Raw genomic sequence first — 20,755 nt, forward strand, 5'->3', positions numbered from 1 at the left:
GCTTCGTTTTTTTTTGATTTAAAAACTAAAGTTATGCTAAAAACATCCGATTTATCCATTGAAAAAATCAACAATTTACTACAAGACGCTGATGATTTTTCAAAAGGTAAAGTACTAAAGGCCAAAGACGAAGTCTATGTGGCCAACCTGTTTTTTGAAGACAGCACCCGGACCAAAACAAGCTTCGACGTGGCTGAAAGAAAGTTGGGTTTAAAGGTAGTTCCATTTGATATTTCCGTAAGTTCTGTAAATAAAGGAGAATCTTTATATGATACTGTAAAAACGTTGAAAAGTTTAGGAATTGACCTTTGTGTCATTCGGCACAAAAAAGAAAAATTCTATGATGAGTTCAAAGGAATAGACATCGCAGTTATTAATGGTGGTGATGGAACGGGAAATCATCCCTCACAAAATATATTAGATTTAATGACTATTCAGCAGGAATTCGGAAAATTTGAAGGATTGAAAATAGGAATTGTTGGCGATGTAAAACACAGCCGAGTTGCCAATTCGAACGCTGAAGTTTTAAGGAAGTTGGGTGCAAAAGTATATTTTTCCGGTCCTGAACAATGGTTTGATGAAGGAACTATTATTAACGGAACATATGTATCCATTGATGATTTGGTAAAAGAAGTCGATGTTTTAATGTTGTTGAGGATTCAACATGAACGACACGAAAATGACGAAAAAATGAAACTTTCTGCAGAAAAATATCACCGACAATTTGGTTTAACCAAAGAGCGCGAAAAGACCATGAAGAAAAATGCCATCATCATGCATCCTGCGCCAATAAATAGAGGGGTTGAGATTGCTGATGAATTGGTAGAATGCAAACGCTCCCGAATTTTCAAACAAATGGAAAACGGTGTTTTTGCCAGAATGGCAATTCTAAAAACGGCGTTGGAAGAGCGAGGTTTTGAGTTTATGTAGAATGTAAAGTTGTACATAGTATTACGTATAATGTACCAAAATAAAGCAGAATTTAATTTAAATAAGAATAAAATACATTGTACTTTTTACACAGTACATCGTACAAAAAAGAATAAATGAAAAAGAAATTAATATTGGAATCCGGCGAAGTGTTCCACGGCAAAGGTTTTGGAGCCAATCAGGATATTGATGGTGAAGTTGTTTTCAATACCAGTATGACAGGTTACCAGGAACTTATTTCCGATCCTTCTTATTGCGGACAAATTGTTTGCATGACGTATCCACTGATTGGAAATTACGGAATTAATCGCGATGATTTTGAAAGTATCGAACCTGCAATTAAAGGTTTAATCGTCAAAGAAGTTTGTGATTATCCCTCGAATTTTAGAAATCAAATGACTTTAAATGAATTTTTCGAAAAAAGAAACCTATCTGGAATTTCTGGAATTGATACACGAAGGTTAACCAGAGTTCTTAGAAATTCAGGCGTCGTGAAAGGAAAAATCGTGAATGCGGAGGCAGATGAAAACTCAGTAATCATCACATTAAAATCAACGAAATTACCCACCAATCAGGTTGCTCAGGTTTCTACCAAAACCTCATATGCCAATCCGGGAAGAGGTTTGAAAGTGGTTCTGGTAGATTACGGGTCGAAACTCGGTATTTTGCGCGAATTGGCACAAAGAGATTGCGATGTCATTGTTGTTTCTCATGATACAACAGCAGAGGAAATACTATTGATCAATCCAGATGGCGTCATGCTTTCCAACGGTCCCGGCGATCCTGTAGACGTAAAAGGAGCCACCGAAATGATTCAAAAATTATTAGGGAAAATTCCAATTTTTGGGATTTGTCTTGGTCATCAATTGATTGGAATTGCTTGTGGCGCAAAAACTTTTAAATTAAAATTTGGACATCGTGGTGGAAATCATCCTGTTTTAGATTTAAAGAAAAATAAAGTTGCCATTACTTCCCAAAATCACGGTTACGCTGTAGATCAAGAATCTATAAAAAGTACCGATTTAGAAGAAACACACATCGCTTTGAATGACAAAACGAATGAAGGTTTGAAACACAAAATCCATCCTTGTTTTTCTGTACAATATCATCCAGAAGCAAGTCCTGGACCAGAAGATGCAAATTACTTGTTTGATGAGTTTATTGGTCTAATGTACCAATTTAAAAATGTAACAGTGTAACAATTAATTAGTCTAGAAATTTAACAATAGAAAAAAATAACTTTATATAAATTTAATATGATAAATTTTGAAGGGAATCCATTAATTGAAAAAACAGTTAAATTTTCATTAGACATTATTGATTTTTGTGAACTTTTAGAAGAAAAAAGAAAATATGTAGTTGCAAGACAATTATTACGTTGCGGTACTAGCATTGGCGCAAACTCTTTTGAGGCGCAAAATCCAGCAACTAAAAAGGATTTTATTAATAAAATAAAAATTGCAGCGAAGGAACTCGAAGAAACAAAATATTGGCTTTTTCTCTGCAAGCATTCAAAATCATACCCATTTGATGAAGAGTTAGAAGAACAGATTATCGTAATTGGAAAAATTATTTATAAAATATTATCAACCAGTTTAGTCAAAGAAAATCCAACCCCAGAATTATAATTTAGCAATAAGAACTGCCATTTAAATCGGCAAATTTTTACATTGTTAAATTGGTAAACTGCTACATTGATACATCGTTACATTTAAAACTTATGAAAAGAACTGACATAAAAACAATTTTAGTAATCGGCTCCGGTCCAATAATCATCGGACAAGCCGCAGAATTTGATTACGCGGGAACTCAAGCGTGTTTGGCTTTGAGAGAAGAAGGTTATAGCGTGATCCTCATCAATTCCAATCCGGCAACAATAATGACCGATGTAGAAATTGCAGACAAAGTTTACATTGAACCAATTTCTCTCGAATTCGTAAGTCATATCATCAGAAAAGAACGTCCAGATGCGCTTTTGCCAACTTTGGGTGGGCAAACGGGATTGAATATGGCGGTAGAATTGCAAAATTCTGGAATTCTCGAAGAATGTAAAGTGGAGGTTTTAGGAACCAAACTTTCAGCCATCAATCAAGCAGAAGATCGGGATTTGTTCCGAAATTTAATGAACGAATTAAACGAACCTGTTCCAGATTCCGACATCGTGAATACCGTACAAGCCGCTTTAGAATTCGCTCACAATATCGGTTATCCCGTGATTGTTCGTCCCGCTTTTACAATGGGTGGAACTGGCGGTGGAATTGCCAATAACGACGATGAACTCAAGGAAATTACCAGTTTTGGGTTAAAATACAGCCCGGTTCGCCAATGTTTAATTGAACGTTCCATTGCAGGTTATAAAGAAATTGAGTACGAAGTAATGCGCGACAAAAATGACAACGCGATTGTGGTTTGCAATATGGAAAACATCGATGCAGTTGGAGTTCACACCGGAGATTCGATTGTTGTGGCACCTTCGCAAACACTTTCGGACAGAGAATATCAAATGTTGAGAAATTCATCATTAAAAATTATTCGCGCTTTAGGAATTGAAGGTGGTTGTAATGTTCAACTGGCTTTGGATCCGCATTCTTTTAATTATTATATCATCGAAGTGAATCCAAGAGTTTCGCGTTCATCGGCTTTGGCGAGTAAAGCAACGGGTTATCCGATTGCGAAAATTGCAGCAAAAATTGCAGTCGGTTTGACTTTAGATGAAATTATGAATCCCGTAACTGGAACTTCTTACGCTTGTTTTGAACCGGCATTGGATTATGTGGTAACCAAATTTCCACGTTTCCCTTTTGATAAATTTGAAACTGCAGACAGAAGACTTTCAACCCAAATGAAAGCAACTGGAGAAGTGATGGCGATCGGTAGAAATTTTGAGGAATCTTTGCAAAAAGCGATTCGTTCTTTGGAAACTGGTTTAAGACATATTGGTTTAAAATCGAAAGATGCTGCAGCATTAACCGACGAGGAAATTGAAAGAAGAATAAAAGTTTGTGATGATGAACGATTATTCATTATTGGTGATGCTTTGCGAAGAGGTTACGATTGGGAAAAAATTGTAGAATGGAGCAAGATCGATAAATTTTTCATCTGGAAAATCAAGAAACTGGTTGATTTTGAAAAGACAATCTCTGAAAATAAATTTAATAAAGAAATTCTTCTTGACGCCAAAAGACTTGGTTTTTCTGATATGAATATTGGTCATCTTTGGGGAATTTCTCAACATGAAGTTTTCAATTTTAGAAAAGAAAACAACGTGATGCCAGTTTACAAAATGGTCGATACTTGCGCCGCCGAATTTGAAAGTGAAACACCATATTTCTACGGAACTTATGAAGAAGAAAACGAAAGTATTCCTTCCAATAAAGAGAAAATCGTCGTTCTTGGTTCTGGACCAATCAGAATTGGACAAGGTGTTGAGTTCGATTACGCCACAGTTCATTCAGTTTGGGCGATTAAAGAATTGGGTTACGAAGCGATTATCATTAATAATAATCCTGAAACAGTTTCCACAGATTTTTCAATTTCGGATAAATTGTATTTCGAACCTTTAACGGAGGAAGATGTGATGAACATTATCGAATTGGAAAAACCAAAAGGTGTTGTTGTGCAGTTTGGAGGACAAACCGCCATCAATTTAGCCGATAAATTAGAAGCACACGGCGTAAAAATTTTGGGAACAACGCTTGAAGATCTAGACCGCGCCGAAAATAGAAATAAATTCGAAGCCGCTTTGCAAGAAATGGGAATTCCACAACCTTTGGGAAAAACCTGTTTTACGAAAGAAGAAGCATTGGTTATCGCGAATGAGATCGGTTTCCCGGTTTTGGTTCGTCCGAGTTATGTTTTGGGAGGAAGAGCGATGGAAATCGTTTATGACGATGCGGAACTCGCTCATTATATGACGAATGCGGTGAAAGAAAACTCTGAACATCCGATTTTAATTGACAGATATTTAACCGGAAAAGAAGTAGAAGTTGATGCCATTTCTGATGGTGAAACCGTTGTAATTCCAGGAATTATGGAACATATCGAAAGAGCCGGAGTTCATTCTGGAGATTCTATCGCGGTTTATCCACCTCAAAATATTACCGAAAAACAAATCGCGACTTTGGTAGATTACACCGAAAGATTGGCGAAAGGGTTGAACATCATTGGTTTAATGAATATTCAATACGTATTATTTGAAGGTGAAGTTTATGTGATTGAAGTGAATCCAAGATCAAGTAGAACCGTTCCTTTTTTATCTAAAATTACAGAAATTCCGATGGCAAAATTGGCTACGAAAGCCATTCTTGGTAAAAAATTAAAAGATTTAGGTTACAAAAACGGTTTGGCTCCCGTGAAAGAAGGCGTTTTCGTGAAAGTTCCTGTGTTCTCTTTTTCAAAATTAACCAGAGTGGATATTTCTCTCGGGCCAGAAATGAAATCCACTGGAGAAGTAATGGGGAAAGATTCTACCCTGGAAAAAGCGCTGTACAAAGGTTTAATCGGATCTGGTAGAAAAGTTCCGCTTCATGGTTCAATCCTTTTCACAGTCGCAGATAAACACAAACCTGAAGCGTGCGAATTGGCAAGAAGATTTCAAGAAATTGGTTTTCAAATTTGGGCAACAGAAGGAACTTCAAAATATTTTGAAGAAAATGGAGTTCGCACCAAAATCGGTTACAAAATTGAAGAAAATCCAGAAATTAATTTAATAGATTTAATTCAAACTGGAAAAGTCCAATACATTGTAAACACCATGACCAAAGGAAAACAATCTGAAAGAGACGGTTTCCAAATCCGCCGAACTTCCGTAGAAAATGGCGTTCCTTGTTTAACATCGATGGATACAGTGGAAGCAATTTTGAAAGTGATTGAAAGCATGAGTTTTAAGATGGAGCAAATGTAGAAATAGATATGAGACGGATAGATGTGAGATTATAGACATTTCCTTTTTTTATTTGCTGAAATTGCCACAGAGTGGCAAAATCATTAACATAGGGTGAAGCCCTATGAATAAATGAAAAGTATATAATGCAAAGCCCTGAAAGGGCGAAATCTATCAAGATTAACTTAAAAGTAAAAAGGTAATATATTGAAAACGAGGGAAAAATTTCTCTCGTTTTTTTGTTGAAAAAGTTTACAATATTTTTTTAGGAGAAATAGTATCATTTTCAATGCAAAGATATTCTTGTGTAGTTTTTAAAACATCAATAAAGATGATGTTATTTTGAAAAGTTATGTAAGGTTTTTTGCTATGTCCAATTACGTGTACCACCTTTTCCAATGCGTCTTTTTGCAAACTTTCTGGGCGAACCCAAATTGGAGATTGGTAGATATTATTCCCGTTGGATTTGGAATCTTTTAATTGACGGAATTCAAAAACTTGAGGATTTTCGTACAACAAATTGTTGATATTTTCTACTAAATTATCATCATTTTCAAGACCAATATTTTCCAACCAAGTTTTGGTAATTCCGGCGTGGCTGAAAAGGTAATGCTCGTATTGAAAGCACATTTGAAACAATTTTTCGTCCATCGCCAATTCTACAACTTCATCGATAAGGGTGTGAAAATCAAAATTATATCTGCTGTACTTTTGTTTTGTGGAATTCAAATAGTGAAAATCATGGTTGCCGAAAAGCAAGATCACTTTCTCTGGAAATTTCTTTTTGAAATTGATGATTTTGTTGAAATTAGCAATCTCTTCTTCAGCAGAAATGTCTTCATAAGGATCAAAATAATCGCCGATAAATATAAAATAATCAAAATTTTCAGTAGAAATTTTCTCCCAAGTATTTCTTCCGTGAATATCTCCGATGGCAATCACTTTCATGCTTCTAAACTTTATGTAAAGTTAAAATAAACGCATTACAATATATCATATTTGTGACATCAAGAAGTTGAAAATTAAAAAAAGCGAAGAAAAATCCTCGCTTTTAAATTTATTTTCTAAATAGGTCCCATTACATACATTTCCTCCATCGTTGGCGTAGGACTTCCACCTTCTTTTTCCAAGGTTATTGCAAAAGCTTGAGGTTTCGAAACCGTTTTCATTTCTTGAACCAATGATTTGTTATTAGGATCATACATTCCCATATCTACAGGTTTTCCGTCGACAATCGCCCAAAGTTGATATTGCTTTCCTGTTGGAGCTGCAGGTAAGTTTTTCGGGTTAAGAAATACTTGATTATTTTCATTCCAAAACACTTCTGCAAGGAGATTGGGATGTTTTTCCACGCCTTTTAGTTCTATTTTTTTCGAATTCATTAAAACGGAATTCATACGTTCTAACGACGTGATTTTTGTAGAAAGCGTTGTGTTATTTTCAGCGAATTTTTCAATCTGCGCACTTTTTGAACCCACTTCATAGATCAAATATCCTAATCCAAATAAAACAGCTACAGAAGCGGCTTTCATCCAAACAGGAATGGTTAGGTTGGTGTCTTTTTCAGAATTGTTGATATTCAAAGGAATAATTTTTCCAGAAGTTTTCTCTGGATTTCCAAATTCTATTTTCTTCAGAATACCCGCTTTCAAATGAGAAGGAGGTTCTATGGCTTGTGCGGTTGCGAGATTTTCAAAAGTTTGTTGCATTTCTAAAACGGCGGCCTGTACTTCCGCATTATTTTTCATCACACATTCCAAGATTGAAGATTCTTCGCTGGAAAGATTTCCCAACGCATATGCTTCAATGACGCCTGATGATATGTAGGTTTTTATATCCACTTTTATTTAAATAAAAAAAATAAAATAATAAATTTAAATTCTTTTAAAATTTCTCTTAATTCTATTAATGCAGCTCTTGTTCTGGTTTTTACCGTACCGAGCGGAATTTGTAATTCTTCGGCTATTTCTTCTTGGGTGAGTCCTCCGAAATAGGCTTTGTTAATCACTATTTTGTAATCGTCTCGTAATTTATTAACCTGTTGCTGAACTTCATTAAATTCATGGGATTGTTCTGTAGAAAGTCCCATACCCTCACTTACGAAATCGGGAATGCTTTGGTTTTGTAAATCGTTTTGAAATGATTTAGATTTTAGTCGGTCGATGGCAGAATTTCTTGCGATATTCAGCATCCACGTATATAATGAAGCTTTAGTTGCATCGAAACTTTTTACAGAATTCCAGATTTTCACAAAAACATCTTGTAAAACTTCATTGGCTTCTTCTTCATAGCGAACAATCCGAATAATCACTCCATATAAAGCACCCGAATAATTATCGTAGAGATAATTAAAACCCTTTTCATCTCTACTTAATAGCAAAGATAAAATTTGATCTGGAGTAAGGGTTTCTTTTGCCAATTTTTTTATTCGTGTTCAAAAGTAGTTTTTTTATTTAAGATACAAAACCAAATCTGCAAGTTTTACGTATATGAGTTTATAATCACCATTACATGCAAAATCTATTTAAAATAGCTGCCATCTTATTATTAGGAACCTGCAGTGTCCAAAATATGAAGGCCCAAAAAATTCAAAAACTCAACGGCAAAAATGTCATCAATCCGTACTACTCCCGAACAGATACTAAGGTTTTAAAAATCCCAAATTCTGCCTGGAAAAAGGTTCTCAACACCAATCTTTATTTGGTTTCTCGGTTGAATGAAACAGAAATGGCCAACACCGGCAAGTACAATACATTTGATGGAATAGGAACCTACTATTGCGCTGCCTGCGGAAATGCACTCTTTAGATCTGATACAAAATTCGCCAGTTCTTGTGGATGGCCAAGTTTTTTTGAAACCATTCGTCCAAAATCGGTCATTTATAAAAGAGATGAGTCTTATAATATGGTCAGAACTGAAGTTCGTTGTGGCAGATGCGATGCACACTTAGGTCATTTGTTTGATGATGGACCTACCGCCAATAAAAAAAGATATTGCATGAATTCCATCTCGCTTGAATTTGAGCCCATTATAAAAAAATCAAAATAATTTATTAAAAATAAATCCAAACCTAATCGCATCTCGTAACTGATACTAACACAAACTATAATATATCACCTTAAAAAATTATCAAAATGAACATTTTAAAAATCACAACAGCAGCTTTAGCGCTAATGATGACTTTATCCCTCGGAAACAATGCCAACGCGCAAAAAATCGCAATGAAAGAAAAAACAGTAATGGTTGGTGGAGCGCCCATGTATCCTTCTAAAAATATCGTAGAAAATGCAGTAAATTCAAAAGACCATACAACTTTAGTTGCCGCTGTAAAAGCCGCTGACTTGGTTGAAACTTTATCAGGCAAAGGACCATTCACCGTTTTTGCACCAACCAATGCAGCGTTTGCCAAATTACCTGCCGGTACTGTAGAAACTTTAGTCATGCCGGAAAATAAAGAAATGCTAAAAACAATTTTAACCTATCATGTAGTTCCTGGAAAAATTTCTGCCAAAGAGTTAATGACTTGGATCAAGAAAAATGACGGAAAATACATGGCCAAAACAGTTCAGGGTGAACAATTAACATTCTGGGTCAAAGCGCAAAAATTATATGTAACAGATGCAAAGAATAATTCAGCCCAAATTACCATTGCAGATGTTAACCAGTCAAATGGCGTAATTCATGTGATCGACACGGTCTTAATGCCATAGTTTCATAGTTTTATTTTTAATGGTGCCACTTAGATTTCGGTCTAAGTGGTTTTTTTAATTCATTTCAATCATCAAAATAACTCCCAAATTTTCATATCTTTAATCCTTATTAAATCCAATCTATTAAACCTAAATTTCAGCTTCTATGAAAAAACTAATCGTTACCGTATTTTTATCATTTTCTTTGTGGGGATTTTCGCAATATAGTATTCCTACTGCAAGTCCTCGGCAGAAAGTAGAACAACAATTCTCCATGACCAAAATCTCGGTAGACTACGGGCGACCTGGCGTGAAAGGGCGAACCGTTTTTGGCGACCTCGTTCCTTATGGAAAAATTTGGCGCGCCGGTGCAAATTCTGCAACCAAAATTACCTTTGAACAAAATGTTAATTTCGGAGGCAAAGAAGTGAAGGCAGGTTCTTACGCCCTTTTTATAATTCCGTCGGAAAATCAGTGGAAAGTATATTTAAATAAAGATGCCAACCAATGGGGAGCTTATGCCTATGATGAAAAACTCAATATCGTAGAAATTACGCTCCCTGTTCAGAAATTAGCTGAAAAACAAGAGTGGTTTGACATCGCCGTCAATCCTGTTGACGTTCATTCGGCAGAGATTATCATCAAGTGGGATCTAACCAAAGTGGTCATTCCGGTAAAAGAAGCTAAACCAGAAACGGTAGCGAAAATAATCGATAAACTCAATGAAATTAAGCAAATCGAAAAAGAAGCTGCTCCTAAAAAATAACTCAAAGTGAACTTCGGTTCACTTTTTTTGTGTTCTGTTCATTTTAATTTGGGCGTCATTATCCGTCTTCCATTCCCGCTTTTTTATAGCGCTGGCTTCGGCTTCGCTCAACCACCACTATAAAAAGAGCTTCATTCAAGCCGGGACGCGAGATTCGTACCCGCAAGAAATTGTCGGTAGTCGAAGCGAGTCCTCCACTTAAAAAAATAGTTGTCGATTTTCCGGTTGTCAGTCACTTTAAATTCAAATAAATTTGCTTTAAATTTACGAAATGGAACTCACCAATGAAATTATGTACCAAGCCTCTTTTACTAAAAACCCAGAGTTCGAAGGCGTTTTTTGGATGGGCGTAAAAACTACCGGAATATTTTGCAGACCAACCTGTACCGCCAGAAAACCAAAACCAGAAAACGTGGAATTTTTTAGCAATACCAAAGATGCTATTCTGAGCGGCTATCGCCCGTGTAAAGTGTGCAAACCCCTTGAAAATCCTGCAGAAACACCCGACTATATTCAAAAAATTTTAGAAGAGTTACGGGAAGATCCAACTTTGAAATTTAAAGATTACGATTTGGTTAAAAGAGGAATAGAACCCGCAACCGTCCGAAGATGGTTTCAAAAAAATCATGGAATGACTTTTCATGCATTTCAAAGAATGTTTCGGTTGAATACGGCATTCAAAAAAATTCAGCAAGGTGAAAATGTTATCGAAACTGCTTATGAAAGCGGTTTCGAGAGTTTGAGCGGTTTTACTGAAAGTTTCAAAACCATCTTTGGCGTTTCCCCAAAAAACTCGAAAACCCAACGAATAATCGACCTAAAGAGAATCGAAACTCCCATCGGAACAATGTACGCCGCCGCTGTGGAAGAGGGGATTTGTATGCTCGAATTTACCGATCGTAAAATGCTCGAAACCGAATTCAAAGATTTAGCAAAATCACTAAATGCAACGATTGTTCAAGGTGAAAATCCGCATTTTAAAACTTTAGAAAAAGAGCTTTCAGAATATTTTCAGGGCAACAGAAAAACATTCACCATTCCACTTTCTCCTGTTGGTACAGCATTTCAGAAAAGTGTCTGGAAGGTTTTAGAGAAAATTCCCTACGGCGAAACCTGGACGTATCGCCAACAGTCAGAAATCTTGGGTGATGCTAAAAAAGTGCGGGCAGTAGCCAATGCAAATGGGATGAATAAAATCTCAATCCTCATTCCTTGTCATCGCGTGATCGGCAGCAACGGAACACTAACTGGCTACGGTGGCGGTATTTGGCGCAAACAAAAACTATTAGCGTTAGAAAAAGCGATTCTTTTTTAAAATCAATTTTTTTGATATTGATCGGTGTTATTTTTTTCTTGATGGGAACTTATTTTTATCTTTGAAAAAACATCATCTATGAAATTCTCCATTCAACCCAAGTTAGAGAACGATTCTTTGCAATTGCTGCCCTTAGCAGAAAGTGATTTTGAGCGATTATTCAATGTGGCTTCTGACCCCGAAGTGTGGGCCATGCATCCCAACAAAGAAAGATATAAGAGAGACATTTTTCAAAATTTTTTCAAAGGTGCATTACAAAGTAAAGGTGCTTTTTTAATTATTGATAAAGAAACAACAGCGGTTTTAGGAAGCACCCGATTTTACGATTATGATGAAAACGATGAAAGCATTTTAATTGGTTATACTTTTTACGGAACCAAATTCTGGGGAAAAAACATCAATGCAAGCGTAAAGAAAATGATGCTGGATTATATTTTTCAATTTGTTGAAAAAGTAATTTTTCATGTGGGAAAAGACAATATTCGCTCCATAAAAGCAATGACCAAACTTGGCGCAGAAAATCTTGGCGAAACAGAAGTTGCGTATTTCGGGGAAACTCCAAAAATCAATGTTGTTTTTCAAATCAAAAAGGACGAGTGGCAAAGAAAGCAGAATATTCCTTGAAATCATTTTGCGCTGCAATCCTGAAATAATTCTGCACCAAAATAAAAGATAAAAAGCCAGGCAATTCCTTTCACGGTGAAAAAGATGAGCCCACCAATTCCAACACGCTTAAACCATTTTTTGAATTTTGAATTGTTACCTTCAGGTTGTAAATTTTCCATGGAGAACTTTTTTCAAAATTAAGACTATAATTTCAATTCGGAAAATTTCTGGTTAAAATTTCTGCCTCTAAATCGGGAAATATTATATTGCCCATCGTACTTGCAGTATTGTTTCCGAATTCCCAAAATCCTTTAAAATTTAATAAAACTACCGTAAAACTTTTCTGATTTCAGTAATTTTTCTATCTTTAAGGACAATTCAAAATAAAATTATGTCCCATACAAATCAGGATTTTGGAATCGAAAAATCCCTTTCTAATTTAGGTATTAAAAAAGACAATAAAGGTGTTTCGTCCGGCGGCAGTTACTTTGCCCACGGCAAGCTTATCGAAAGTTTCTCTCCTACTGATGGAAAACTTATCGCAAGAGTAACCATGGCCAACGACAGCGATTACGATCAAGTGATCAATACCGCGAAAAAAGCATTTCTCGAATTTCGGCAGATTCCAGCACCCAAAAGAGGAGAGTTGGTTCGGCAATTCGGCTTAAAATTAAGAGCATATAAAGACGATCTAGGAAAACTCGTTTCCTATGAAATGGGAAAATCTTTGCAGGAAGGTTTGGGTGAAGTACAGGAAATGATCGACATCTGTGATTTCGCCGTAGGATTATCACGCCAACTGCACGGTTATACCATGCATTCCGAAAGACCCGGACACCGAATGTACGAGCAATATCATCCACTGGGAGTGGTTGGGATTATTTCAGCCTTTAACTTCCCAGTAGCCGTTTGGTCTTGGAATACCGCACTCGCCTGGATTTGTGGCAATGTAACCATTTGGAAACCTTCCGAAAAGGCACCACTTTGTGGGATTGCCTGTCAAAATATTATCTCCGAAGTCTTAAAAGAAAACAATCTCCCCGAAGGAATTTCTACCATGATTGTGGGTGACCACACCATTGGAGATCGCATGGTCAATGACAAAAATGTGGCTTTAATTTCATTTACGGGCTCAACTAAAGTAGGCAGGCTCGTCGGAACCAACGTCGCGCAAAGATTCGGTAAATCAATTCTGGAATTGGGGGGCAATAACGCTATTATTTTTACAGAAAATGCCGATTTAAATATGTCGATTATCGGAGCAGTATTTGGCGCCGTAGGAACCGCCGGGCAAAGATGTACGTCTACCAGAAGATTAATTATTCACGAATCGATTTTCGACGACGTGAAAAACCGTTTGGTAAAAGCCTACGAGCAATTAAAAATCGGAAACCCATTGGATGAAAATAACCACGTTGGCCCGTTAATCGACCAGCAAGCCGTTCAGCAATATCTGGATTCCATTGAAAAATGTAAAAAAGAAGGCGGCAAATTTGTTGTCGAAGGTGGCGTTTTGTCTGGCAAAAACTACGAATCCGGCTGTTATGTGAAACCATGTATCGCTGAGGTCGAAAATTCTTATGCCATTGTTCAGCATGAAACATTTGCACCCATTTTGTATATTATGAAATACCAAACCTTAGACGAAGCCATCGCAATGCAGAACGATGTTCCACAAGGTTTAAGCTCCGCCATTATGACGACCGATATGCGTCAGGCAGAATTATTTTTATCGCAACTAGGCTCAGATTGTGGGATTGCCAATGTGAATATCGGAACTTCCGGGGCAGAAATCGGCGGTGCTTTTGGAGGCGAAAAAGAAACCGGCGGCGGTCGAGAATCCGGCTCCGATGTCTGGAAATATTACATGAGAAGACAAACCAATACCATTAATTATACCGACAGTTTACCACTCGCACAGGGAATTAAATTCGATTTGTAAGGAAAATATTTATTTGGGCAACTGATCCGTCCTCCGTTCCCGCTTTTTTGTTCCGCTGCGCTGCACAAAAAGAGCTCCACTCAGGCCGGGTTGCAAAAATGGCTACCCAACAAAAATTTTTTAAACGATTAAATAGCGTAATAATTTTTAACCTTGAACCTTTAACTTCCAACAACTAACATCTAACTTCCAACTTCAAAAAATATGAACAACGCAATAGCATCTCACCCAGAACCAACCAATACCGTAAAGCAAACACTGTCCAGGCATATGCTAGCCGATGGTTTCGATTTCGTAATGGATTTTGAAAAATCCCAAGGTTCTTGGATTCATGACCGACTTTCTGGCAAAAAATTCCTCGATATGTTCTCGATGTTTGCCTCGGCCTCGATCGGTTATAATCACCCTTATTTGATGGAGAAATCTGCTTGGTTAGGGAAAATGGCCGTCAATAAACCAACCTTAGCCGATGTTTATTCCCAGGAATTTGCCGATTTTATGACTGTTTTCGAGCGGGTCGCCATTCCCAAAGAATTGCAATATTGCTTCTTCATCGAAGGTGGAACAATGGGTGTTGAAAACGCAATGAAGGCTTGTTTCGATTGGAAAACACGTAAGAATTTTGAAAAAGGACTTAATCTGGAAGCGGGAGTATGTATACATTTCAAACAGGCTTTCCATGGTAGAAGTGGTTATACGCTAAGTTTAACCAATACTTCTGATCCTAGAAAATACCAATATTTCCCGAAATTTGATTGGCCAAGAATCCTCAATCCACATTTGAATTTCCCAATTACCGACGACAATTTAGAAGAAACCATTAAAAACGAAAATCTTGCCCTCCTTAATATTGAAGAAGCGATTCTCTCTAATCCAAATAAAGTGGCGTGTATCATCATCGAACCGATTCAAGCGGAAGGCGGCGACAACCATTTCCGAAACGAATTTTTTATTGGATTAAGGGAACTTTGTGACCAAAATGAAGTTTTACTGATTTTTGATGAAGTGCAAACAGGAATTGGCCTTACCGGAAAAATGTGGGCATTTGAACATTTTAGCGCAAAACCAGATATTATTTCATTTGGTAAAAAAGCGCAGGTTTGCGGGGTTTTAGCCAATAAAGAAAAGTTTGATGAAATTCCTAATAATGTCTTCCGCGAAAGCTCCAGAATCAACTCTACTTTTGGGGGAAACTTTATCGATATTCTGCGATTTCAACTAATTTTAGAAGTGATTGAAAAAGAAAATTTGGTAGAAAATGCTAGAGTTGTGGGGGAATTTCTGCTTCAAGGTTTACAGAACTTGGCTCAAAAATATCCAACTAAAATTTCAAATCCTAGAGGAAGAGGGCTCATGTGTGCGATGGATTTGCCAAGCGGTACAGAACGCGATCAGTTGCAATCTTTACTGTATGATGAGCAGGTGATTATTTTGTCTTGCGGCAATCAGTCGATTCGTTTTCGCCCGCACTTAAACGTAAGCACCGACGAAATTCAGCAGGCTTTAGATAAAATTGAAGTTTGTCTCGCTAAAATGTAATTATAAAAGAAAATTCAGGCGGTTTTCCCCGGAGAATCGCTTGATAATTGAATGTATTTTATGTTTTAATGAATAAAATACAATTATTTTTTGTACCTTCAACTTTCAAAATTGAAATGAATTATGGAAAGAGAAACAAGAGTAGCCGTATTTGAAAGTGAAAAACCAGCGGAAATTCAATTGGTAAAATCAAAATTAGAAGCAGAAAGTATCTCGACTTTTTTGAATGATAAGTACATGTCTTTTACAACAACACCAACGGCCAGTACGGTACGATTGATGGTTAATTTAAGAGAAGAAAAAAAAGCTTTGGAAATCATCGATAAGATGCTCAAGGAAACAGAATTTAATCCACTAAACAACTAAAACGATCTCATATTTTTAAATTTTACGTTTTTACAGAAGTCGAAATCTTTACGAAAGGTTTCGACTTTTTTATGGGCGTGCTTTTTTACAAATGAGGGAAAGATACGCTTCGAAATCTTTAAAAAAAAGAGGATTGCCAGCTTTTTACATATTATCTTTCAACATTTTGATAAATACAGATGGTTTTAAATCGAATTTCCTGCGGAAATGATCTGAAAAATTTTCAGTATTTGAAAATCCTGCAATCGCAGCCAGTTCTTTTACATCCTTATTGATGTATTTTACATCATTTTTAAGATGATCGATGATGTAATCCAAACGCAAATCACTGATATAAAGTACGAAATTTTTCCCTTTGTAAGTATTGATAATTTTTGAGAAATAAGTAGAGTTGGTTCCTAAATCTTCACTAAGCGATTTTTGGGAAACCTGTGGATCTAGAAATTTGTTTTCATGCTCAAAAATTGCCAATTGGTTCAAGATGTTTTCTACAAAAATAGGATTAAGGCCTGGTATTTTATTATAAAAATCATAATCAAATTTTTGCTGCCCTTCATATTGAGCAGAATCGCCACTTAATTTTTCTGTGGAACTTAATTTATTTTGTTGTGCAATAATTTCTTCAAATCTCTTTTTATACGTTTGTTTTTCTTTGTGAATGCGGAAACCAAAATATAAAAAACCACCGAGGAACAAAATAAACAAGACAATAAAAAATACTCTTTGGGTTTTCAGGGTATATTCAATTCTATTTTTTTCGGCTATTAGTTTTTTGGTATCGTATTCCTTTACAATCCTTCCATAAAGATATTTGTAGTTTTTTTCATACGATCGGTCTAAAACCATCAGCTTGTTAATATATTCTAATTGTTTTTCGGTGTTGCCGGTCGAATTATAATATTTAATGAGGATTTCATATGCAGATCGAAATTGTGGATCTAGTTTTTTTGTTTTCTCATAATGTTTATCAATTTCCTCCAGGTATTTTATGGCTAATTTTTTTTTACCAACATGCCAGTAAGAAAGACCTAAATAGAAAATTTCCGTATTGTGCTGCCATTGATCATTATACAATCGTATGGCTTCCGAAAGTTTAGAAATTGCGGTCTCATAATCTTTGGCGTAATAGGCGTTGGTTCCTTCCGACGAAATAAAGTAGGGAATATATTGTTGGAGTTTATTTTCTTCCAGATAGTTGAACGCTTCTTTTAAAAGTATTTTGTTTTCATTGAACTTGCTGAGCTTTGTTTGAGAATCAATAAGACTCATGAGGGAATAAATATAATATACTTCATAATTTTTACCCAGCGGAGTTTTGTTTTGTAAATTATCTTTAAAAAAATTCAAGCAAATTCGAAGCTCTTTTGCAGCATCTTCGTATTGTCCGAGATAAATTTTATTTTGTGCGATATAATAAATCGTTTTATTAAAAATATAATCATTGCCAGCTTCCTGTGAGAGTTTGTTTGCAACCAAAATATCATCAAGTGCTTTTTGGTAAAACTCTTCGGCCATATTGATATTGCCTCTATTAAGGTAGGCATCGAGTACGATTTTTTTAATCTTCGATTTTTTTGCTGTCACCAATGCACTATCTGCATATTTTATATTTAGAGGATATTTACTGGTTATACTGGCGTAGCGGTAAGCATAAAACAACGCTTCATTATCAAAGTTTTTTTTTGATTTTTGAATGTAAAAATTAATGAGTTTCCACATTTTTATTGGATTGTTACTGTTCTCATCTATTTTTTTTTCAATTTGTTCATTACTTAAATTCGAATCATAAGTGGTTTGAGCATGAATTTTTAAAGAAATGACGATAAAAAATAAAACGACATAAGAAAAAATGGATTTCAATTGCATGATATTATAACAACTTGATTATTAGTTATATAAATTATTTTTTATTTATGGGTTTACAATAATACTGTAATTTTTTTTAAAAAACCACACATTATTTATAATAATCTTGTGATTTTTTATAAACTAACGGTTGTCTTTTTTGCACGTTTAATGGCTAAGGCAATATATTTGTAAAAATTAAAAGCATGAAAAAATTAGCACTTATCGCCGCCGTAGTTTTTACTACCCTTACTTTAAATTCTTGTAGACAATCAGACGATGTATTATCACCAGAAGAATATGAAACTTTAAAAAGAGCACAAGATTCCTCTACGGTAATATTAGATAATAATGCTACTGTGAATCCGGAACAAGGGGACAATCCTGTTTCAGCTATTGATGGAGAGATTGTACCACCTCCTAAAAAATAACCTAATTTAAAATATTTTTTTTTTCATCATTTGTGTTGGTTCTTCCGCGGATTTATTCGCGGAAGAATCTTTTTTGGGCAACCTTAAATATTTGGATTAATATTATGTTTGAGCTCTATAAAAGATTGGTAGTTTACTTTTGACTTGCCCTAAAATAGGTAGTTTATTGATCTGTACAGTCACCCATTTAAAGAGTAAAATGGAAGTTGAACTGTGTTTGAAAAAAGCCAATCAGTCGTTGAATATGATGGAACTTGCTTTTTGCTTAGCGCATCCTGCGATGTTACGAAGAATGATGCTTACAGTGGCAGAATTAGAAGGTTGGTCAGACTATGCTTACGCTTACGGGATCGCGACCAGTGCTTCCTACAGAGGAGATTTATACGTAGATAAAATTTTCAGCAGAGAAGTTCCCAATGCTCAAGCCGTAGCTTGGGTAATCCAACAATTGAAGAATTTCGGCGTAAAAATAATGAGTTAATGGTTTAAAAATATATTACAATGCCACAAAAAATAACCCCACAACAGAACCAAGCCAACACGCAAAATCCCAATAAAGGAAAGAATGGCGTTAATCAGCAAAATGCGAAAGCAAACGGAAATCGAGGTAAACCACTGAACCCAAACCAAAAAAAGAAATAAATAAATAGTTTATCCTCAGGTTAGCACTGGGGATTTTTTTTAGGTCTTCAATTATCCCATTTTTCTAAAGATAAAAGGGCAGTCCATTGTTCCAGCCTTGCAATCTGGAGCTTTAGTTTATAAATAAAAAACGAGGCTTTATCGAGGGAATCATATCTTAGAAAAAATTTCTACCTTTGAAAAAACAGTTGTCCCTATGAAAATTAAAAGCACTATTCTCTTTATTCTTCTTTCCTTAACGCCACTTTTTGGGCAGATCGAAGAAAAAAAACTCGATGTTCTGATTCAAAATACCTTAAAAACATTTGATGTGCCGGGCATTTCGGTGGGGATCATTAAAGATGGAAAAGTAGTGTACTCCAAAGGTTTTGGTCTCAGTTCCCTAACAACGAAGCAAAAAATGACGGATGAAACCTTGGTTGGCATCGCCTCAAACTCCAAGGGTTTTACCGGAACTGCCCTGGCCATGTTGGTTGATGAAGGTAAGCTGAAGTTTGATGATAAAGTGAGCCAGTATATTCCCGAATTTAAAATGAACGATGCATATGTTTCGCAGGAAGTGACCATCAAAGATTTAATCACCCACCGCGCCGGACTCGGTTTAGGGCAGGGAGACCTAATGTTTTTTCCAGAGGGCGGCCCACTTACGGTCAACGACATCATCCATAATGTGCGTTATTTAAAACCAGAAAACCCCTTCCGAACTACTTTAGATTATAACAACATCATGTTCATCGTCGCCGGTGAGGTGATTCACCGTGTTTCCGGGCTTTCTTGGGCAGAATTTATTGAACAAAGAATTTTGAAGCCAGTGGGCATGACCTCCAGCTACGGCAGTTACAGCCGAGCAAAAGCCGCCAATGTTTTCAATATCATCGATGCGCATGCACCCGTGGATGGCAAAGTGATCCAGGTGCCACACGATTGGAATGAGACGGCCAATGCGGCGGGTGGTATTATGAGTACGGTTAAAGATATGAATCTGTGGGCACAGTTTTTAATTAATGGTTTTACAACCAAAGACGGTAAAAAATTGGTGTCGGATAAGCAAATTCAACAGTTGTGGAATTTACAGATTTCAACGCCAGTACCCTTAAAAAATACGTATAACTCTAATTTCGGGGGCTATGGTTTGGGTTGGTTTTTAACCGATGTAAAAGGACATAAACAAGTCTATCACACGGGAGGCTTAATTGGAACCGTCACCCAGTTCACGCTGATTCCTGAGTTGAACCTCGGTATTGTGGTGCTAACCAATCAACAGAGTGGGGCGGCCTTTAGTGCTATTACCAATTCGATCAAAGATTCCTACTTGGGGATGCCTGAAAAAGATTGGGTAAAAGCGTATGGAGATCGCATGCTGACCATCAACGCTGAATATGCCAAAGGGAAAAAAGAAGTTTTTGAAAAATCAGAAAACTTTAGAAAAGATAAAAACAGCCAGCTCAAAACAGAGCAGATCGCAGGGACTTATACCGATCCTTGGTTTGGCGACGTGGTCATTTCGGCTGACGGAAAAGGATTCCGTATTTTCTGTAAAAATTCACCACGCTTAAAAGGCGAGCTTTTGCCGTACTCGCCCAATGTGATGATTGCCAAATGGGACGACCGCAGTTATGATGCCGATGCGTTTGTCAATTTTGATTTGGATGAAAATGGGAAAGCACAAGGGATGAAACTCAAACCGATTTCAGAAATTACTGATTTTAGTTTCGATTTTGAAGACTTGGATTTGAAGAAAAAGAAATAGTTGTTTTTGGGAGCTCATGCACACCAATACCTAGCGCCATCATTTTTTGTGA

21 protein-coding genes are annotated in these 20,755 nt (G+C 36.3%); 16 read left to right on the forward strand and 5 right to left on the reverse strand.

Going from position 1 to position 20,755, the window contains the following annotated elements; genetic code table 11:
• Positions 1–33: 33 nt before the first annotated feature.
• The 4 genes from QWY78_RS05070 to carB all read left to right on the forward strand — a co-directional run bounded on the left by QWY78_RS05070 (position 34) and on the right by carB (position 5,833).
• Entirely contained in the window at positions 34–930 is an 897-nt protein-coding gene (locus tag QWY78_RS05070) for an aspartate carbamoyltransferase catalytic subunit (RefSeq protein ID WP_290217232.1), read from the forward strand.
• A 116-nt stretch (positions 931–1,046) separates the two neighbouring features.
• A complete protein-coding gene (locus QWY78_RS05075) occupies positions 1,047–2,129 on the forward strand; it encodes a carbamoyl phosphate synthase small subunit (protein ID WP_290217234.1) in 1,083 nt (360 codons plus the stop codon).
• Positions 2,130–2,186: 57 nt separating this feature from the next.
• A complete protein-coding gene (locus tag QWY78_RS05080; RefSeq protein WP_290217236.1) occupies positions 2,187–2,558 on the forward strand; it encodes a four helix bundle protein in 372 nt (123 codons plus the stop codon).
• A gap of 92 nt (positions 2,559–2,650) precedes the next feature.
• Positions 2,651–5,833: a carbamoyl-phosphate synthase large subunit gene (gene carB, locus QWY78_RS05085; RefSeq protein ID WP_290217238.1), complete on the forward strand. Its 3,183-nt coding sequence runs from the start codon at positions 2,651–2,653 to the stop codon at positions 5,831–5,833.
• A gap of 231 nt (positions 5,834–6,064) precedes the next feature.
• Here carB and QWY78_RS05090 read toward each other — a convergent pair whose 3' ends face one another.
• The 3 genes from QWY78_RS05090 to QWY78_RS05100 all read right to left on the reverse strand — a co-directional run bounded on the left by QWY78_RS05090 (position 6,065) and on the right by QWY78_RS05100 (position 8,231).
• Positions 6,065–6,760 carry a metallophosphoesterase gene (locus QWY78_RS05090; protein WP_290217240.1) on the reverse strand — a complete coding sequence of 232 codons (696 nt, stop codon included), beginning with the start codon at positions 6,758–6,760 and terminating at the stop codon, positions 6,065–6,067.
• 116 nt (positions 6,761–6,876) lie between these two features.
• Positions 6,877–7,653, reverse strand: coding sequence for an anti-sigma factor (locus tag QWY78_RS05095; RefSeq protein ID WP_290217242.1), 777 nt, complete (start codon positions 7,651–7,653; stop codon positions 6,877–6,879).
• A 2-nt stretch (positions 7,654–7,655) separates the two neighbouring features.
• A complete protein-coding gene (locus tag QWY78_RS05100) occupies positions 7,656–8,231 on the reverse strand; it encodes an RNA polymerase sigma factor (RefSeq protein WP_290217244.1) in 576 nt (191 codons plus the stop codon).
• A gap of 92 nt (positions 8,232–8,323) precedes the next feature.
• Here QWY78_RS05100 and msrB point away from each other — a divergent pair, with 92 nt between their 5' ends.
• The 5 genes from msrB to QWY78_RS05130 all read left to right on the forward strand — a co-directional run bounded on the left by msrB (position 8,324) and on the right by QWY78_RS05130 (position 12,206).
• On the forward strand, positions 8,324–8,860 hold the full coding sequence (gene msrB / locus QWY78_RS05105; protein WP_435389050.1) for a peptide-methionine (R)-S-oxide reductase MsrB: 537 nt from the start codon (positions 8,324–8,326) through the stop codon (positions 8,858–8,860).
• A gap of 86 nt (positions 8,861–8,946) precedes the next feature.
• Positions 8,947–9,522 carry a fasciclin domain-containing protein gene (locus QWY78_RS05110; RefSeq protein WP_435389051.1) on the forward strand — a complete coding sequence of 192 codons (576 nt, stop codon included), beginning with the start codon at positions 8,947–8,949 and terminating at the stop codon, positions 9,520–9,522.
• A 145-nt stretch (positions 9,523–9,667) separates the two neighbouring features.
• The gene (locus tag QWY78_RS05115; RefSeq protein WP_290217246.1) at positions 9,668–10,267 is read left to right on the forward strand and encodes a DUF2911 domain-containing protein; all 600 of its coding nucleotides are present in this window, start codon (positions 9,668–9,670) and stop codon (positions 10,265–10,267) included.
• Between the two features lie 271 nt (positions 10,268–10,538).
• Positions 10,539–11,582: a bifunctional transcriptional activator/DNA repair enzyme AdaA gene (locus QWY78_RS14840; protein WP_353960520.1), complete on the forward strand. Its 1,044-nt coding sequence runs from the start codon at positions 10,539–10,541 to the stop codon at positions 11,580–11,582.
• Positions 11,583–11,660: 78 nt separating this feature from the next.
• Positions 11,661–12,206, forward strand: coding sequence for a GNAT family N-acetyltransferase (locus QWY78_RS05130; protein WP_290217247.1), 546 nt, complete (start codon positions 11,661–11,663; stop codon positions 12,204–12,206).
• Between the two features lie 2 nt (positions 12,207–12,208).
• On the opposite strand, the gene QWY78_RS05135 is transcribed toward QWY78_RS05130, so the two are convergent.
• A complete protein-coding gene (locus QWY78_RS05135) occupies positions 12,209–12,367 on the reverse strand; it encodes a hypothetical protein (RefSeq protein WP_290217249.1) in 159 nt (52 codons plus the stop codon).
• Between the two features lie 212 nt (positions 12,368–12,579).
• Between QWY78_RS05135 and amaB the strand changes: the two genes are divergently transcribed.
• The 3 genes from amaB to QWY78_RS05150 all read left to right on the forward strand — a co-directional run bounded on the left by amaB (position 12,580) and on the right by QWY78_RS05150 (position 16,035).
• Entirely contained in the window at positions 12,580–14,130 is a 1,551-nt protein-coding gene (gene amaB / locus QWY78_RS05140) for an L-piperidine-6-carboxylate dehydrogenase (protein ID WP_290217251.1), read from the forward strand.
• 204 nt (positions 14,131–14,334) lie between these two features.
• The gene (lat, locus tag QWY78_RS05145) at positions 14,335–15,669 is read left to right on the forward strand and encodes an L-lysine 6-transaminase (RefSeq protein WP_290217254.1); all 1,335 of its coding nucleotides are present in this window, start codon (positions 14,335–14,337) and stop codon (positions 15,667–15,669) included.
• A 123-nt stretch (positions 15,670–15,792) separates the two neighbouring features.
• Positions 15,793–16,035, forward strand: a complete 243-nt coding sequence (locus QWY78_RS05150) for a putative signal transducing protein (protein ID WP_290217255.1) — start codon at positions 15,793–15,795, stop codon at positions 16,033–16,035.
• A 144-nt stretch (positions 16,036–16,179) separates the two neighbouring features.
• On the opposite strand, the gene QWY78_RS05155 is transcribed toward QWY78_RS05150, so the two are convergent.
• Positions 16,180–17,895 (reverse strand): helix-turn-helix domain-containing protein, encoded by a 1,716-nt coding sequence (locus QWY78_RS05155; RefSeq protein ID WP_290217258.1) that lies wholly within the window; start codon positions 17,893–17,895, stop codon positions 16,180–16,182.
• Between the two features lie 191 nt (positions 17,896–18,086).
• On the opposite strand from QWY78_RS05155, the gene QWY78_RS05160 reads away from it, so the two are divergent.
• The 4 genes from QWY78_RS05160 to QWY78_RS05175 all read left to right on the forward strand — a co-directional run bounded on the left by QWY78_RS05160 (position 18,087) and on the right by QWY78_RS05175 (position 20,703).
• Positions 18,087–18,311, forward strand: a complete 225-nt coding sequence (locus QWY78_RS05160) for a hypothetical protein (protein ID WP_290217259.1) — start codon at positions 18,087–18,089, stop codon at positions 18,309–18,311.
• 199 nt (positions 18,312–18,510) lie between these two features.
• Positions 18,511–18,792, forward strand: a complete 282-nt coding sequence (locus QWY78_RS05165; protein ID WP_290217261.1) for a DUF7192 family protein — start codon at positions 18,511–18,513, stop codon at positions 18,790–18,792.
• A 20-nt stretch (positions 18,793–18,812) separates the two neighbouring features.
• Positions 18,813–18,953, forward strand: coding sequence for a hypothetical protein (locus QWY78_RS05170; RefSeq protein WP_290217262.1), 141 nt, complete (start codon positions 18,813–18,815; stop codon positions 18,951–18,953).
• Positions 18,954–19,149: 196 nt separating this feature from the next.
• Entirely contained in the window at positions 19,150–20,703 is a 1,554-nt protein-coding gene (locus tag QWY78_RS05175) for a serine hydrolase (RefSeq protein WP_290217264.1), read from the forward strand.
• The last annotated feature ends 52 nt before the right edge of the window (positions 20,704–20,755 follow it).

This window comes from Kaistella yonginensis, from assembly GCF_030409525.1.
In the GTDB taxonomy this organism is placed as follows: domain Bacteria; phylum Bacteroidota; class Bacteroidia; order Flavobacteriales; family Weeksellaceae; genus Kaistella; species Kaistella yonginensis.